This is a genomic window from Cupriavidus sp. UYPR2.512, from assembly GCF_000379565.1.
Classification (GTDB): domain Bacteria; phylum Pseudomonadota; class Gammaproteobacteria; order Burkholderiales; family Burkholderiaceae; genus Cupriavidus.
This window is the reverse complement of the sequence record NZ_KB903157.1, coordinates 1-15528: the sequence shown is the minus strand read 5'-3', so window position 1 is coordinate 15528 and position 15528 is coordinate 1. Positions and strand designations below refer to the sequence as shown.

Below are 15528 nucleotides of genomic sequence, written 5' to 3'. Positions count from 1 at the left end.
GCGCCCCCGCCGGCGCCACAGACAGCCCCCAACACGTACAATCTCGGCTTTCCTTCCCGTCCCACCCGCTGCCATGACCACCCTCGGAACGCCTCTCTCCCCCTCCGCCACCAAAGTGATGCTGCTCGGCTCCGGCGAGCTGGGCAAGGAAGTGCTGATTGCACTGCAGCGCCTGGGTGTGGAAACCATCGCCGTCGACCGCTATGACAATGCACCCGGCCAGCAGGTAGCCCACCACGCGCGCACCATCGCCATGAGCGACCCGGACCAGCTCAAGGCGCTGATCGAGGCGGAAAAGCCGCACCTGGTCGTGCCCGAGATCGAGGCCATCGCCACGCCCATGCTGGAAACGCTGGAAGCCGCCGGCACCGTGCGCGTGATCCCCACCGCCCGCGCCGCGCGCCTGACCATGGACCGCGAGGGCATCCGCCGCCTGGCCGCCGAATCGCTCGGCCTGCCGACCAGCCCGTACAAGTTCTGCGATTCGCTGGATGAACTGCAGGCTGCCATCGACGGCGGCATCGGCTACCCGTGCGTGGTCAAGCCGGTGATGAGCAGCTCCGGCAAGGGCCAGAGCAAGATCGACGGGCCCGAGGGCGTCAAGGCAGCCTGGGACTACGCCATGGCCGGCGGCCGCGTCAGCCACGGCCGCGTGATCGTGGAAGGCTTTATCGATTTCGACTACGAGATCACGCTGCTGACGGTGCGCGCCGTGGGCGCCAGCGGGCAGGTGGAGACGCAGTTCTGCGCCCCGATCGGCCACGTCCAGGTCAGCGGCGATTACGTCGAGAGCTGGCAGCCGCAGCCGATGCACCCCGCTGCGCTGGAAACCGCCCAGCGCATCGCGCAGGCGGTCACGGCAGACCTGGGCGGCATGGGCCTGTTCGGCGTGGAGCTGTTCATCAAGGGCGAGCAGGTCTGGTTCAGCGAAGTCAGCCCGCGCCCGCACGACACTGGCATGGTCACCATGGCCACGCAATGGCAGAGCGAGTTCGAGCTGCATGCGCGCGCCATCCTGGGCCTGCCGGTCGACACCACGCTGCGCAGCCCCGGCGCCAGCGCCGTGATCTACGGCGGCGTGGATGCCCAGGGCGTGGTCTTCGATGGCGTGGACCAGGCACTTAGCGTACCGCAGACCGAGGTGCGCCTGTTCGGCAAGCCCGAGAGCTTCGTCAAGCGCCGCATGGGTGTGGCACTGGCCTACGCGGACGATGTCGACACCGCCCGCACCCGGGCCAAGGAAGCTGCCAGCCGCGTGCGTCCGCGCGCGGTCGGCTGAGCATCAGGCGCAGGTCAGATCGGATGGCTGCCCGCGGCGGCGGCGTGGGCAGGTGCATGATGGACGGTGGCCTGTGCTGCCGCCACCTGCGCAGCGGCCAGCACCGGCGAGATGCGCACGCCGCTCAGGTCCGCGCCTGACGGCGCCTGGTACAGGCGCAGGCCCAGCTCAGGCAGGATCGCCAGCAGGTGGTCGAAGACATCGCCCTGGATGCGCTCATAGTCCATCCACGCAGTCAGCGCGGTAAAGCAGTAGATCTCCACCGGGATGCCCTGCGAATCGGGCTCCATCATGCGCACGTTCAGCAGCAGATCGTGGTGGATCTCCGGGTGCGCCTTCAGGTAGGCAATGCCATAGGCGCGGAAGGTGCCGACATTGGTCAGCCGGCGCCGGTTGACCGGGTCATTGCCGGCCGCAGTCAGCAGGCGGTTGGCCTCGTCGACCTCGGCCTGCTTCTCTTCCAGGTAGTCGTGCAGCAGCCGGAAGCGCATCAGCGCCTGCACTTCCCGGTCCTCCAGGAAGCGCACGCTGCCCGCATCCAGCCGCAACGTACGCTTGATGCGCCGCGCGCCGGATTCGAACATCTGCCGGTAGTTGCGGTAGCTCTCGGAGAACAGCTTGTAGGTCGGCACCGTGGTCACGGTGTTGTCCCAGTTCTGCACCTTGACCGTATGCAGGGCGATGTCCTTGACGTAGCCGTCGGCATTGCACTGGGGCATCTCGATCCAGTCGCCGATGCGCAGCATATCGTTGGAGGTCAGCTGGGTACTGGCCACCAGCGACAGCAGCGTGTCCTTGAACACCAGCAGCAGTACCGCCGACAATGCGCCCAGGCCAGACAGCATCCACAGCGGCGAGCGGTTGATCAGGATCGACAGCACCAGCACCGAACACACCAGCCCCAGCCCGAGCCGCCCCACCTGGATATAGCCCTTGATCGAGCGCGTCTGCGCCCTGCGGCTGCTGGCGTATACGTCCTGCCAGGCACTCAGCACGCCGCCAAGCATCAGGAAAAAGCAGATCCACAGGCCGGCATGCGCCAGGCGCTCGACGGCCAGCGCATAGCGGCCCATGTGCGGCACTTCGCCAATGCCGACGGTGATCACCCCGAAACCGACCGCATAGCCAAAGCGCCGATAGGCACGATAACGCGTCAGCGCCTTGCTCCAGGGCCCCTTGCCCCATACCGTCAGCAAGCGATGGGCGATGCGCGACATGACATGGCCGAACAGCCACTGCGCCACCACGGCGATCAGCACCAGCACCAGCAGGTACAAGGCAATCTGGGCCCACGGATGGGCAGGAATACGTTGCTGGAACAGTTCCAGCAGGGCATCGAAACTCATGGAGGGGCAACTTTATAGCCAGTGACTTGGCGAGATAGTGTACAGAACCTGCCCGCCCCCCCCCGCCACAGGCCCAAAGGCACCGCGAGCCGTCCCTGTCCGCGGCGCACCGTGAGTCTCGCCACCCCGGCCGTCAGTTCGGCTCCAAGCGGGCGCGCCTCATGACGTCCAGCCACTTCGCGCTCTCGGCAAGATTGAAGCGCGCGAATTCCTCCGCTGTCAGCTTGCTCGGCTCGACGCCGTAGGCCTGCATCCGCTGCTGCACGGCCGGCAGGGCAGAGGCGTCATGCGAACGAGGGGCCAACCGCCAAAAGCCGGGTACGACCGGCTGGGCTAACAGAGCGAGCTGGCCGAAGTCGACTATCAAACCGGGCATAGTACCAATACACATATGGTGCGGAACTTGCGTTAATGCCGGATGCCTGTTGAGCGATGGATCTAGCCACATCTCCACCGAGGGATCCATTGACGCCCAAAGTCCAGGGAGGGGCGGGCTCCGACCGGGAAAGCGCTGAAGCCACGTCGGTTCGAAATGGCGGAACGGTTGAACGTCATAACTAGCTGAAGAGGGGCACCCCCCCAAAATTATGAAGGCATTAGATGCTCAGATAAGGCTATTCCTGGCAATAGCGCAGGCCCGCTCCATTTCAGGCGCTGCAATGACGCTTGGTCTAACCCAATCCGGCTTGAGCCGTCAGCTGGCCCACCTCGAGGCAGCAGTAGGTCAAAAATTGTGCGACCGCCACGGGCGCGGGGTCTCCCTTACTGACGCAGGCCACAAACTGCAGGCTGCCGCCCAGGCCGCATATGACGTTATCGACAATACGATTCTCCAGTTGTGCGAGGAGCAAGGAGTCAGCCAAGGCAGTCTCCGAGTGGCTGTTATTCATACCCTCAGCTACTACTTCATGCCAGACGTTGTCTCCCGATTCATGAGCCAGCGCCCAAATGCCAATGTCTCGCTCATGGGGCGGAGTTCACCTGAAGTTGTTGAGCTGGTGGAGACGGGCAAAGCGGATATAGGCTTTGTTTACGACGTTGCGGTAGCCTCAGATGCCGTAGAAATCGTGCCGCTATTCGACGATGTCATGACGTTGATCGTCAGCCAAAACTCGCCCTCGGTCGCACTCGAAGGGGTCGACCTAGAGGCACAAAGACTACCGCTTGTCGCTTTTCCTGCGCACTATGCGCTAAGACGAATGCTGCACAGGAAGGGACTTGACACAAATGTCGTGGCGGAAGTGGACACGGTTGATGCGATGCTCAGGCTCGTCGCATCAACCGGCGGTCAGTGCGTTTTACCAGACCGAGTACCGACACAACTGCTCGAGAACTATGGGCTGTCACGAGTGCGAATAACAAATCCTCGTCTCAGTCGGCGCGTTGTCGCCATTACCAAGCGAGAAAAAGCTCAAACAGCGCTGGTGAAACACATACTGAAGATCGCTCAAACGGTCTGAGGTAGTACGCGCAGTCATAGGAAGTATGAGCGCTCCGCGCTATCACAGTCCCTTCTGACTTCCCATAATCCAGTTGTACCGACATCCCACCGGCCAAGTCGGGATGGTGCCGAAGTGTGCCCCCCCACGAGGGGCAACAGAGGCGTTCTGGAGTCGCCGGGCCCAGTCTATGCCCGGCAACCAATACGACTGGAAACAAAATGGAACTTCGCTCTAAGGAATACTTCGACGAACGCGCAACGCAGGAGATGCGTGCCCATCTCAAGCCTCGCGAGCGCACGCTGCAGCAAACGCTGGCCTATGCTTGCCGCATCCTGGCCATGACCGGGCAGGATGCTGGCTTGGCTGGCCAGATCAGTGCACGCTCGGAGCGCCCAGGCGCCTACTGGACCCTGCGCTTCGGCCTGGGTTTTGACGAGGCCACCGAAGCCGACTTTATTGAAGTCGACCAAGACCTGAATACCCTCAGCGGCATTGGGATGGCGAATCCGGCAACGCGGTTCCATCTGTGGGTTTATGCCGATCGCCCCAACACCCATAGCATCATCCATACGCATTCTCCGTATGTGTCGGCACTTGCCGCGGCCAAGCAACCGCTAATCGTATCGCAAATGGACATGACGCCGTTTCACAACGATTGCGCGTTCCTTGCGGAATGGCCTGGCGTTCCCATCGCTGACCAGGAGGGCGTGATCATATCCGGCGCTCTGGGCACCAACCGCTCGATCCTGCTGGCCAGCCACGGTCAGCTAACCACCGGATGTAGCGTGCAAGAAGCGACCTATCTTTCTGTCTACATGGAGCGCGCTGCCCGCATGCAGGTGCGCGCCCGCACCTTCGGGCCGCTTACCCCACTACCCGACGATCTCGCCCGTGAAGCTCACGACTATCTGCTCAAGCCTTCGATCGTCAACGGTACCTTTGATTACTGGTGCCGCCAGACGGAGCGTTGAGTCGCACCACCTTCGGCCTTCGGCCCCAAAAGACGAACCACGACCTCCAGCATGATTTTACCCCGTTAGCAAAGGTGGCGAGTGTTCCCATGGCCATCTTGGCCCGCGAGACTGGCACTACCAGCCAACCCGCTTTTCGGTAGCGAGCGGCTGGTCCTTCGGAAGGGGACAGGGTCATACCGAGATTGGCACGCACAGATGCCACTAGTCAGCACTGGAGACGCAATGAATAGCCCCGTAAAGCAAACATCGACCACCACCGGCACCGTACATATCCCCCAAAGCAAAGAAGCGTGCATTTGAGTGACCACGCTCGAGCACATCGCCCCCATCAAGCAAGTCACAGAGGCATTCTATGTATCCCGCCAATTCACAAGCAGGCATCGCCAGCGCAAATGCCGGGACGGCCAAGCAGCACACCGTCGCAGGCATTTGCCAGCATGCTCGGCACGACTATCGAGTGGTACGACTTCTTCATTTATGGAACTGCCGCCGCGTTAATTTTCAACAAGATCTTCTTTCCCAGCTTCGATCCGATCAGTGGGACCCTCGCCGCGTTCGCGACCTACTCCGTCGGCTTCTTCGCCCGGCCTCTTGGAGGCATTGTCTTCGGCCACTTTGGTGACAAGGTTGGGCGAAAATCCATGCTGCTGATCACGTTGATGATGATGGGTATCCCGACCATCATCATCGGCCTCATTCCAACCTACGAGCAAATTGGTTACTGGGCCGCCGTGATCCTCGTATTGATGCGCCTTCTCCAGGGGCTCGCCGTCGGCGGCGAATGGGGCGGCGCCGTGCTCATGGCTGTGGAACATGCCCCCGAAGGCAAAAAAGGCTTCTTCGGTAGTCTTCCTCAAACTGGCGTCGCTCCTGGCCTCATCCTCTCATCGTTGGCAATGGCAAGCGTTGCGAGACTGCCTGAGGCGGATATGTTGAATTGGGGCTGGCGCATTCCGTTCCTGGCCAGTGCGTTGCTTCTGGCTGTCGGATGGTTCATCCGCATCCGCGTCGCCGAGTCCCCTGACTTTGAAAAGGTTAAGCAAAGAGGCCATGAGGTCGAGGTGCCGGTGGTCCATGTCGTCAAACACCACTGGTTGTCGTTGCTCAAGGTATCCGGCGCGCGGATGGCGGAAGTCACGTGGTTCTACACGGTCGCTACCTTTGCCCTGACCTACGGTACGGTAACACTTGGTTTACCCAAGACGATGATGCTGAATGCCGTGATCGCGGGCGCTGCCGTCGCACTGTTCACAATGCCTCTCACTGGCTTGCTCGGGGATAAGATCGGGCATAGGAAGATCTTTGTGGTCGGATCGGTCGGAATCTGCCTCTTCGGGTTCGCGTTTTTTAAGCTTCTTGGCTCGGGAAGCGTCGGCGCTGTATATCTCGCCATGGTGATCGCAATCGGCCTTATCTATGCCATGCTGTACGGCCCCGAAGGTAGCCTATTTTCTGTGCAATTCCCCCCGGAAGTTCGCTACAGTGGTATTTCCCTTGCCGTGCAAGTCTCTGGTGCTATCGGTGGCGGACTGGCCCCACTGGTGGCGACCTGGCTGCTTAAGCTCGGCCAAGGTAGTCCGCTGTATCTCGCCGGCTACCTCACTGCCCTGGGGTGCTTGTCGATCTTCTGTGTATCTCGCATGAAGGCAACTGAGCAATGACCAAGGCAATTGACTATTACTTTTGGATCAATTCGGACTGGGCCTATCTCGGACACAGCCGTCTTGTGGAACTTGCCAAACGCCAAGGCGTCGCGATCAACTATATGCCTGTGGACCTGCCGTACGTTTACTCGCAGACGGGGGGCATTTTGCTCGGGCAGCGCTCTCAGGAAAGGCAGGCTTACCGGATCACCGAACTCGCCCGTTGGTGCAAGCGGCTAGGGATTCCGGTCAATCCGCAGCCCAGATACATGTGCCCAAACGGTGATCTTGCTTCGTGCATGGTCATTTCTGCGAAGCACGCGGGGCTTTGCGAAGGCACCTTGGCCCAAGCGATTCTTCATGCCGAATGGTTGGAGGACCAGGACATCTCCTCACCAGAGACGCTGCAAACTATCGCCCGCTCGCTGGACCTGGATGGCGAGGCGCTTCTCAGCCAAGCCGCATCTCCAGTAATCAAAGCGGAGTACAGACAATACACCGACAACGCTATCTCAGCCGGTGTCTTTGGCTCGCCTGCATACGTCTACCGTGGAGAAGTGTTCTGGGGCCAGGATCGCCTCGATTTCCTTGAGGATACCCTGGCCTGCACCTAAAAATGGGGCGGCTTAAGAGCAAGGCAGGCGATGGGCTCCAGGCTCTGGAGGGGTGCCTATAAGAAGCTGACGGCCCGGTGTGCCGCGTCGCGACCATCCAGGGGAAAGGGGTACTCAGACGAAGGTTCGTGTGGCGACGTCGACCACGGGAACGCTCAACCACAACGGGCCGGCGCCCCCTCGCCATTGATGCCCGTCAGCCCGGTGGCAGCCTGGATGGCCGAGTCGTAGCCAGGCTCTCGGTATCGAGGTTCAGTTCCATCACGCGGCGATAGACCGCCACGAACGGTGGTCGATGCCGCGGTGCAGTAGTTCGGCGCGCGCGGCGTGCAGGTCGGCGGCATCATGGAAAGCCTCTATCGCGAGATCCGCGCCTTGCGCATCTACGAAGGCGCCACCGAAGTGCAACAGCTGATCATCGGCCGCGACGTCCTCAGGCCGGGCGCCAACCTTGGGGCGCGACACGCCTGAGCGCGCTACGGCCAAGGCCTGGGGCTCAGGCCGGCAGCAGCTTCAACCCCCCGATCCCCACAAAGATCAGCCCGATCAGCACCAGCCGCATCGGCGCCGCGCTTTCGCCCAGGAACAGGATGCCGATCACCGTCACCCCGATCGCCCCGATCCCGGTCCAGATTGCGTACGCCGTCCCGACCGGCAGGTGCCGCAGCGCCGCGCTGAGCAGGAAGATACTGGCCAGCGCCGCCCCGATGCCCAATGCCGTCGGCCCGGGCCGCGTCCAGCCGTCGGTATGCTTGAGCGCCAGCGCCATCACGATCTCGATCAGGCCCGCCAGCACCAGCAGCATCCACGCCATTGCCATATCTTTCATCCAGGTCTGCCGCCCGACACCGATTGCCGGGCACGCCACGCCACTGTAGGCTGTGCAGATCAGCACGAAAACTGGCGAATTCTGCAAAGGGGCTATGCAAACATGCAGGAAGCAGACTGGGACGACCTGAAGTACTTCCTTGCCGTGGGCCAGTCCGGCTCGCTCGCCGGCGCCGCGCGCGCCCTGCACGTCAACCACTCCACGGTCCTGCGCCGGCTGGCGCGGCTGGAAGAGACCCTGGGCACCCTGCTGTTCGAACGCCATGCCACCGGCTATGCCATGACCGCCGCCGGCGAGGCCCTGGCGCACCGGCTGGCCGGCGTCGGCGAGCAGATCGATGCGGCCCAGCGCCAGCTGTCCGGCCTTGACAGCCAATTGAGCGGCCCGTTGCGCGTGACCACCACCGATACCCTGCTGGGCGGGCTGCTGATGCCGCTGTTCGCAGCATTCCGGGCCATGCATCCGCGCATCCAGCTACAGATCGTCATCAACAACAGCTTCCTGAGCCTGAGCCGGCGCGAGGCCGATGTGGCAATCCGGCCGGCGAATGCGCCGCCGGAATACCTGGTTGGCCGCCGAATCGGGCGGCTGCAGACGGCGCCGTACGCGGCGCGGCGCTACCTGGCGCAACTCGGGCTGCCAACGGAAGCCGACCATCCGCGGCTGTCGGACTGGTCTGCCTATGACTGGGTCGTGCCGGACGATGCGCTATCCCACCTCGCCCAGGCGCGCTGGATACGCGACCACGTGCCGGAACCCCGCCGCGCTGTCAGTGCCGACAGCCTGGTGGCCATGGCGGATGCCGTGCGGCACGGCATGGGCGCCGGCATGCTGTTGTGCCTGCTGGCCGGGGCCGACCCCGGCCTGGTGCGGCTGGCGCCAGTCGATGAAGCCATGGATACCGATTTGTGGGTGCTGACACATCCGGATCTCAGGCACAGCGCGCGCGTGCGGGTGTTGGGCGATTTCCTGTATGAGCGGCTGAGGCAAGGGGAATGGGTGGCGGGCTGAAGACTTGCCTCTGGTTCAGGCCACCGTGGCATACATCTCCATCAGCTGCTCATCCGTATACCCCCAGTCAGCGGCATTCTCGAACGCCACCACGGTTTCGTCGCTGTGGCGCAGGTCGATCAGTTCGGTGGGTGTCGGTCTTGACTGCGACACGGAATAGAACGCCATCACCTTCGGCCGCAGCGGATCGGCCTCGTTCTGCGCGCAGACCACTGCCAGCCGGTTCGAACGCAGCCGCAGCACGGTGCCGAGCGGATAGATGCCGACGGTGCGGGTGAAGGCCTTGAACACGCGCCGGTCGAACAGCGTGTCGACACGCACGGCCATGTATTCCATGGCGCGGGCCGGCGACCACGGCTGGTGGCCCGGGCGGCTGGACGTGAGCGAGTCATAGGCATCGCAGATCGCGCCGATCTTGGCGTGCACGCTCAGTTCGCTCCCCGCCAGGCCGTACGGGAAGCCGCGCCCGTCCACCCGTTCGTGATGATGGACGCAGACATCGAGCGGGATGTTCGAATAGAGCCGGGCCTCATTCAGGAGGCGGTAGCCAGCCGACGGATGCCGGCGGTAGATCTCCTCTTCCTCGGGCGTGCGTTCGCTGGCCTTGTGCGCCGGGGCCGCGGGCAGCGTCAGCTTGCCGATGTCGTGGAGCAGGCCGGCCAGGCCGAGCTCGCGCACCTCGTCGTCGGGCAGGCCCAGCGTGCGGCCGACGGCGATCATCAGCGCGCAGACGGCAAAGGCGTGCAGGTAGTTGTCGTCGCCACGCGCCTTGAGCCGCGCCAGCGCCAGCAACGCCTGCCCATGGCGCGACAGCGAGCGTGAGGCCGAGTCGACCAGCAGCAGCGCGCCGTTGACCTCCAGCGCCCGGCCCATGCGGATGTCGGCGAACATTGAGCCGATCACGGCCTTGCCGGATTGCAGCAGCTCGCGCGCGCGGACAATCTCGGCATCAAGCGTGGCGGCGAGTTGCGGCGCGGTGGCCGGGTCCATGGGGTCGGGTGTCAACGCCGAGGCGGGGACGGGGTCGGGTATTTCCGCCGTGTCCGGCGTGCCCGGCGTGTCCGGCGCCGCTAAGTTGCGGCCCTTCAGGATGTCGATCCAGACCTCCTGCACCCCTGCCGACAGGATCTGCCGAACCTGCTCCTCATTGGCGATCAGGAACCTTGCGCGCCAGAACGGATGGTTGATCCACGGGCCGCCAAGCCTGGCGACAAACATCCCGACCTGCAGTTGTTCCGACCGTATGCGTCTCAACATGCGTTACCCCCTCGGATGATGGTTTTCTTGTTTTCGATCGGGATATCGGCAGCCGCCGGCAGGACTTTAGCCCTATTGCGGGAAAGAACCGTGCCGCCCGCCCTTGTCAAGCGCCACCCGAATGCCCGGACGGCGTCCTCGGGCATTGCCGGGGGCGGTACCGCCAGCGCTACAATGGCCTGCCCAGTGCTCACAGACGCCAGCCAGTCGCCCCCGTTCACCCATGTCCGGAACGTACACGCTAGTCGGCATCGCCCGTGCCAAGACCCACCGCCGCGAGGCGCTGGTATCCCAGCTCACCACGCTGCGCTCGCGCGGGCTGACCGAGCCCGGCTGCCTGGACTACCACGTCGGGCAAGACGCCGAGGATGCGCGGGTCTTTGTGATCTACATGGTCTGGGACTCCAAGCGCGCGCTCGAATCGCACCTGAACCGGCCCTATATGCGCGATTTCCATGCCTCGCGCGCGGACTTCGTCGAAGGCGATTTCAGTTTCCGCTGGCTCAACGCCGCCTGACCCCGCCTGGCCACGGGCAATCCCGGTCACTTCGGCCCGTCCCCCTGCTTGTCATTCCCGCCGCACCGATCTATCACTCAATGTGACGCCCGGAGCGGGCACGGCAGGAGTGCACTATGGAAGTCAGGGATGGATTTGCCGGCACTATCGGCCACACCCCGCTGATCAGGCTGGCCGGCCTGAGCGCCGAGACCGGCTGCGATATCTACGGCAAGGCGGAATTCCTCAATCCAGGCGGCTCGGTCAAGGACCGCGCGGCACTCTACATTATCCGTGATGCCGAACGGCGCGGGCTGCTGACGCCCGGCGGCACGGTCATCGAAGGCACCGCCGGCAATACCGGCATCGGCCTGGCCCACCTGTGCGCGGCGCGTGGCTACCGCTGCATTGTCGTGATCCCCGACACGCAGTCGCCCGAGAAAATGGAGCGGCTGCGCATGCTCGGCGCCGAGGTCCGCGCGGTGCCCGCCAAGCCTTATGCCGATCCGGACAACTACCAGAAAATTGCCGGCCGGCTGGCCGACGAGACCGACAACGCGATCTGGGCCAACCAGTTCGACAACCTGGCCAACCGCCAGGCCCACTACGAGACCACCGGCCCCGAGATCTGGCACGCCACCGGCGGGCACATCGATGCCTTCACCTGCTCGACCGGCACCGGCGGCTCGCTGGCCGGCATCGCGCGCTGCCTGAAAGAGCACAAGCCCAGCGTGCGCATCGTGCTGGCCGACCCGCACGGCAGCGGCCTGTACCACTTCGTCAAGCACCGCGAGGTCAAGGCCGAAGGCAGCTCGATCACCGAAGGGATCGGCTCCAGCCGCGTCACCGCCAACCTGCAGGACACGCCCATCGACGATGCCGTGCGCATCGACGACCAGACCTGCGTGGACATGGTCTACCGCCTGCTGCGCGAGGAGGGGCTGTTCGTGGGCGGGTCGTCGGGCATCAACGTCGGCGCCGCGGTGGCGCTGGCGCGCGAGATGGGGCCGGGGCATACCATCGTCACGCTGCTATGCGACCGCGGCGACCTGTACATGGGACGGCTGTTCAATCAAGCCTGGCTGGAGGGCAAGGGACTGCAGCCAATTCCGTTCCGGCGCGCCGGCCCCGCAGGGTAAATGCTTGCGCGGCTCACGCTGCCTTGAGCCGCCGCCACAGCGTGGTCGGGCTGATGCCAAGGATATGGCAGGCCGTGGCGCGGTCGCCGCCGCACTCGGCCAGCACGCGCCGGATATGCTCGACTTCGCTGGACTGCTTCACCCCGGCCAGTGAACGGCGCGGGCGTGTTGCCGGCGCGGCGGGCTCAGCGCCGGCCTCGGCCGGCGCCAGCATGCCATCGCCGAACAGCTCCGGCACCGCCGCCTGCAGCTCACGCTGCAGCGCGTCGCTGTCCAGCCGGCGTCCGGCCACCAGCACGGCGATCCGTTCGGTCACGTTTTCCAGCTCGCGGATATTGCCCGGCCAGCGGTAGCGCGCCAGCCGCGCGCGGGCCGCGGCCGGCAGGCGCTGCGGGCGGTCCATGCCCAGGCGCTCCTGTGCGCGCCGGTACAGCAGCTCGGCCAGCTCCTGCAGGTCTTCGGAGCGCTCGCGCAGCGGCGGCATCTCGATGCGCAGGATATTGAGGCGGTAGTACAGGTCCTGCCGGAAGGAACCATCGCGCACCATCGCGGCCAGGTCGCGGTGGGTGGCGCCGATCACGCGCACGTTGACCGGCACGGCGTCGAGCCCGCCGATCGGCAGCACCTGCTTTTCCTGCAGCACGCGCAGCAGGCGCGTCTGCAGCGCGGACGGCATGTCGCCCACCTCGTCGAGGAACAGCGTGCCGTTGTGGGCCGATTCAAACAGGCCGGCCTTGCCGCCGCGGCGCGCGCCAGTGAAGGCGCCCTCTTCATAGCCGAACAGTTCGCTCTCCAGCAGCGCCTCGGGGAAGGCCGCGCAATTGACTGCCACGAACGGGAAGGCGCGGCGCGGGCTGGCGTCATGCATGCCCTGCGCCAGCACCTCCTTGCCGGTGCCGCTCTCGCCGCCGATCAGCACGGTGGAATCCACCGCCGCGTAGCGCCGCGCCAGCTCGCGCAGCTCAGTCATGGCCGCGGAGGTGCCGGCCAGGTCGTCCAGGCTGTAGCGCACCCCGGCCGGCCGCGTGCGGGCGCGCGAGCGCAGGTTGCGGTCCACGCGCTGGATCGCGCTGGCGTCCTGGATGGTCAGCACCGCGCCGGTGGTGCCGGCCTCGCCGATGATGGGGATGCGGTTGACCACCACCATCTTGTCGCCGAGCTTGTGGATCGCTTCTAGTTCCTTGTCGCCGCTCTGCATCACGCCTTCGAGCGCCAGGTTTGGCGCCAGCGTCTGCAGCTTGCGCCCGACCGCGGCAGCAACGGAAGTGCCGAGAAAGCGCTCCATCGCGGGGTTGAACGACTGGATGCGCCCTTCGGCATCCACTGCCGCCACCCCCTCGTTCAGGTGCGCCAGGATGGTATTGACATAGTCGCGCCGGGTGGCCTCGATGCGGCGCAGGCGCGCAGCCTCGATCGCGTCTTCCAGCGCCATGCGCACCGAGTTGCCGGAGTACAGGAACACGCCGGTCAGGCCATAGCGGTCGGCCAGGTCGGTCACCAGGCCGGGGCCGACCACGACCTGGATGCCCTCCTGCTTCAGCGCCTTCACGCGCGCCACGGCATCGTCCTCGGTCAGGTAGGTATAGGCCGGGACCGACAGCGAGAACGCGCGCACGAATTCATCCACCTCGGCATACGTCGACGCATGCGTGACCAGTGCCACCCGCGGCGAAATGCGCCGCGCGGTGGCCAGCGCGCTCATCACGTCAAAGCCCGTGACCTTGACCAGTACCACCGGCACATCCACGTGCTGGCGCAGGTAGGCGCCGTTGGAGCCGCCCGCCACCACCACGTCGAGCCGGCCCTCGCGCGCCTCGCGCGCCACGGCGCTGGCAGCGGCCTCGAAACCTTTGCCGACGATGCGGAATTCGGCCCGGTCGGCATAGGCCGGAATCAGGTCGGCGAAGGCGCGTGCCAGGCGGCTGATGCCGATGGCCCAGATGCGCGGACGGGCTTGTGTGGAAACGGGAGGAGCCATGGTGCAATGCAGAAAGAATGCGTGATGAAACCCGGGACGAACAGGCGTACAGTGCTGGCACATTGTCCGCCACGCAGCCCAGGATTTCAACTTTGCATTCCAAACTTGTGATTTTGAAATTCAATTGTGCTGAAAAGATGACATGAAATCGGCCGCGAGCCAGCCGCCCTGCCCGCCAGCCCAGCACTGACAAGGGCTGGCGGATTTTTCGAGTGCCCGCCAATGGGCTTGGCACACCCCTTGCAGTATTGGGTCCGTCCTTGTTCACCAACGCAAACGCCATGACCTACTCCGCTTCCGACCTTGCGCGCTCCGCTGGCGCCCGTTTCCGCCAGGCGCTTGCCGACGAGCATCCGCTCCAGGTGGTGGGCACCATCAACGCCAACCACGCCCTGCTGGCCAAGCGCGCCGGCTACCGGGCCATCTACCTGTCGGGCGGCGGCGTCGCGGCCGGCTCGCTGGGCCTGCCGGACCTGGGTATCTCTAACCTGGACGACGTGCTGACCGACATCCGCCGCATCACCGACGTGTGCGACACGCCGCTGCTGGTGGACGTCGACACCGGCTTCGGCGCCTCGGCCTTCAACGTGGCCCGCACCACCAAGTCGCTGATCAAGTTCGGCGCCGCGGCCATGCATATCGAGGACCAGGTCGGCGCCAAGCGCTGCGGCCACCGCCCCAACAAGGAAATCGTCACGCAGGCTGAAATGGTCGACCGCATCAGGGCCGCCGTCGACGCCCGCACCGATGAGAACTTCGTCATCATGGCCCGCACCGACGCGCTCGCCGTCGAAGGCCTGGACCAGGCCATCGAGCGCGCCGTGGCGTGCGTGGAAGCCGGCGCCGACGCCATCTTCCCGGAAGCCATGACCGACCTCGCCATGTACCGCAAGTTTGTCGATGCGGTGAAGGTGCCGGTGCTGGCCAATATCACCGAATTCGGCGCCACGCCGCTGTTCACCACCGACGAACTCGGCGGCGCCGGCGTGTCGATGGTGCTGTACCCGCTGTCGGCCTTCCGCGCCATGAACAAGGCCGCGGAAAATGTCTACGCGGCCATCCGCCGCGACGGCACGCAGAAGAACGTGGTCGATACCATGCAGACCCGCGCCGAGCTCTACGAGAGCATCGGCTACCATGACTTCGAGCAGAAGCTTGACGCGCTCTTTGCGCAAGGCAAGGGCAAGTAAGCAAGACTCAGGCGCGGCCGGGCTATGTCCCGGCCGCTTGCACGATCTCGTGCACGATACAGACAGGCAATACCAGGTATCACACAAAGGAGACCCAGATGTCCGAAGCGCAACCGCTCGTCACTCCCAAGCCCAAGAAATCCGTCGCCTTGTCGGGCGTGACCGCCGGCAACACCGCGCTGTGCACCGTCGGCCGCACCGGCAATGACCTGCACTACCGCGGCTACGACATCCTCGACATCGCCGAGACCTGCGAGTTCGAGGAAATCGCCCACCTGCTGGTGCACGGCAAGCTGCCGACCAAATCCGAACTGGCCGCCTACAAGGCCA

14 protein-coding genes and 1 pseudogene are annotated in these 15528 nt (G+C 64.6%); 11 read left to right on the top strand and 4 right to left on the bottom strand.

Features of this window, described 5'->3' with window-relative positions; genetic code table 11:
* Positions 1–73: 73 nt before the first annotated feature.
* On the top strand, positions 74–1279 hold the full coding sequence (purT, locus tag A3A5_RS0127000; RefSeq protein WP_081624002.1) for a formate-dependent phosphoribosylglycinamide formyltransferase: 1206 nt from the start codon (positions 74–76) through the stop codon (positions 1277–1279).
* 14 nt (positions 1280–1293) lie between these two features.
* On the opposite strand, the gene A3A5_RS0126995 is transcribed toward purT, so the two are convergent.
* The gene (locus A3A5_RS0126995; RefSeq protein WP_018313589.1) at positions 1294–2625 is read right to left on the bottom strand and encodes a mechanosensitive ion channel family protein; all 1332 of its coding nucleotides are present in this window, start codon (positions 2623–2625) and stop codon (positions 1294–1296) included.
* Positions 2626–3212: 587 nt separating this feature from the next.
* Here A3A5_RS0126995 and A3A5_RS0126985 point away from each other — a divergent pair.
* From A3A5_RS0126985 to A3A5_RS42235, 5 genes and pseudogenes are all read left to right on the top strand, one after another.
* Complete coding sequence (locus A3A5_RS0126985) at positions 3213–4085, top strand: LysR family transcriptional regulator (RefSeq protein WP_026201177.1); 873 nt, start codon at positions 3213–3215, stop codon at positions 4083–4085.
* Between the two features lie 200 nt (positions 4086–4285).
* The gene (locus tag A3A5_RS0126980) at positions 4286–5038 is read left to right on the top strand and encodes an aldolase (protein ID WP_018313586.1); all 753 of its coding nucleotides are present in this window, start codon (positions 4286–4288) and stop codon (positions 5036–5038) included.
* 440 nt (positions 5039–5478) lie between these two features.
* The gene (locus tag A3A5_RS0126975; protein WP_018313585.1) at positions 5479–6702 is read left to right on the top strand and encodes an MFS transporter; all 1224 of its coding nucleotides are present in this window, start codon (positions 5479–5481) and stop codon (positions 6700–6702) included.
* On the top strand, positions 6699–7298 hold the full coding sequence (locus A3A5_RS0126970) for a 2-hydroxychromene-2-carboxylate isomerase (RefSeq protein ID WP_018313584.1): 600 nt from the start codon (positions 6699–6701) through the stop codon (positions 7296–7298). Before A3A5_RS0126975 ends, A3A5_RS0126970 begins: the two co-directional genes overlap by 4 nt.
* 288 nt (positions 7299–7586) lie before the next feature.
* Positions 7587–7769: pseudogene (locus tag A3A5_RS42235) on the top strand (acyl-CoA dehydrogenase family protein); the annotation flags it as partial.
* Positions 7770–7794: 25 nt separating this feature from the next.
* Here the strand turns inward: A3A5_RS42235 and A3A5_RS0126960 are convergent.
* Positions 7795–8112, bottom strand: a complete 318-nt coding sequence (locus A3A5_RS0126960) for a multidrug efflux SMR transporter (protein WP_018313582.1) — start codon at positions 8110–8112, stop codon at positions 7795–7797.
* 117 nt (positions 8113–8229) lie between these two features.
* On the opposite strand from A3A5_RS0126960, the gene A3A5_RS0126955 reads away from it, so the two are divergent.
* Positions 8230–9138 carry a LysR family transcriptional regulator gene (locus A3A5_RS0126955; protein ID WP_018313581.1) on the top strand — a complete coding sequence of 303 codons (909 nt, stop codon included), beginning with the start codon at positions 8230–8232 and terminating at the stop codon, positions 9136–9138.
* 15 nt (positions 9139–9153) lie between these two features.
* Here A3A5_RS0126955 and A3A5_RS0126950 read toward each other — a convergent pair whose 3' ends face one another.
* Positions 9154–10395: an HD-GYP domain-containing protein gene (locus A3A5_RS0126950; protein WP_026201176.1), complete on the bottom strand. Its 1242-nt coding sequence runs from the start codon at positions 10393–10395 to the stop codon at positions 9154–9156.
* A 223-nt stretch (positions 10396–10618) separates the two neighbouring features.
* Between A3A5_RS0126950 and A3A5_RS0126945 the strand changes: the two genes are divergently transcribed.
* Both A3A5_RS0126945 and A3A5_RS0126940 read left to right on the top strand, forming a co-directional pair.
* The gene (locus A3A5_RS0126945) at positions 10619–10912 is read left to right on the top strand and encodes a putative quinol monooxygenase (protein WP_010812104.1); all 294 of its coding nucleotides are present in this window, start codon (positions 10619–10621) and stop codon (positions 10910–10912) included.
* 116 nt (positions 10913–11028) lie between these two features.
* Positions 11029–12030 carry a cysteine synthase A gene (locus A3A5_RS0126940; protein WP_018313579.1) on the top strand — a complete coding sequence of 334 codons (1002 nt, stop codon included), beginning with the start codon at positions 11029–11031 and terminating at the stop codon, positions 12028–12030.
* 13 nt (positions 12031–12043) lie between these two features.
* Here A3A5_RS0126940 and prpR read toward each other — a convergent pair whose 3' ends face one another.
* Positions 12044–14008 carry a propionate catabolism operon regulatory protein PrpR gene (gene prpR / locus A3A5_RS0126935; protein WP_018313578.1) on the bottom strand — a complete coding sequence of 655 codons (1965 nt, stop codon included), beginning with the start codon at positions 14006–14008 and terminating at the stop codon, positions 12044–12046.
* Between the two features lie 281 nt (positions 14009–14289).
* Here prpR and prpB point away from each other — a divergent pair, with 281 nt between their 5' ends.
* Both prpB and A3A5_RS39420 read left to right on the top strand, forming a co-directional pair.
* The gene (gene prpB / locus A3A5_RS0126930) at positions 14290–15198 is read left to right on the top strand and encodes a methylisocitrate lyase (protein ID WP_018313577.1); all 909 of its coding nucleotides are present in this window, start codon (positions 14290–14292) and stop codon (positions 15196–15198) included.
* A gap of 98 nt (positions 15199–15296) precedes the next feature.
* Positions 15297–15528, top strand: a 232-nt coding sequence (locus tag A3A5_RS39420) for a citrate/2-methylcitrate synthase (RefSeq protein WP_035813795.1), incomplete at its 3' end; no start/stop codon positions are given.

What these genes read in the sequence shown, in the direction of transcription:
- A3A5_RS0126985 (WP_026201177.1), top strand. Translation starts at nt 3,213, where the DNA reads ATGAAGGCATTAGATGCTCAGATAAGGCTATTCCTGGCAATAGCGCAG.
- A3A5_RS0126950 (WP_026201176.1), bottom strand. Translation starts at nt 10,395, where the DNA reads ATGTTGAGACGCATACGGTCGGAACAACTGCAGGTCGGGATGTTTGTC.
- A3A5_RS0126980 (WP_018313586.1), top strand. Translation starts at nt 4,286, where the DNA reads ATGGAACTTCGCTCTAAGGAATACTTCGACGAACGCGCAACGCAGGAG.
- prpB (WP_018313577.1), top strand. Translation starts at nt 14,290, where the DNA reads ATGACCTACTCCGCTTCCGACCTTGCGCGCTCCGCTGGCGCCCGTTTC.
- prpR (WP_018313578.1), bottom strand. Translation starts at nt 14,008, where the DNA reads ATGGCTCCTCCCGTTTCCACACAAGCCCGTCCGCGCATCTGGGCCATC.
- A3A5_RS0126940 (WP_018313579.1), top strand. Translation starts at nt 11,029, where the DNA reads ATGGAAGTCAGGGATGGATTTGCCGGCACTATCGGCCACACCCCGCTG.
- A3A5_RS0126955 (WP_018313581.1), top strand. Translation starts at nt 8,230, where the DNA reads ATGCAGGAAGCAGACTGGGACGACCTGAAGTACTTCCTTGCCGTGGGC.
- A3A5_RS0126945 (WP_010812104.1), top strand. Translation starts at nt 10,619, where the DNA reads ATGTCCGGAACGTACACGCTAGTCGGCATCGCCCGTGCCAAGACCCAC.
- A3A5_RS0126970 (WP_018313584.1), top strand. Translation starts at nt 6,699, where the DNA reads ATGACCAAGGCAATTGACTATTACTTTTGGATCAATTCGGACTGGGCC.
- A3A5_RS0126975 (WP_018313585.1), top strand. Translation starts at nt 5,479, where the DNA reads ATGCTCGGCACGACTATCGAGTGGTACGACTTCTTCATTTATGGAACT.
- A3A5_RS0126960 (WP_018313582.1), bottom strand. Translation starts at nt 8,112, where the DNA reads ATGGCGTGGATGCTGCTGGTGCTGGCGGGCCTGATCGAGATCGTGATG.
- purT (WP_081624002.1), top strand. Translation starts at nt 74, where the DNA reads ATGACCACCCTCGGAACGCCTCTCTCCCCCTCCGCCACCAAAGTGATG.
- A3A5_RS0126995 (WP_018313589.1), bottom strand. Translation starts at nt 2,625, where the DNA reads ATGAGTTTCGATGCCCTGCTGGAACTGTTCCAGCAACGTATTCCTGCC.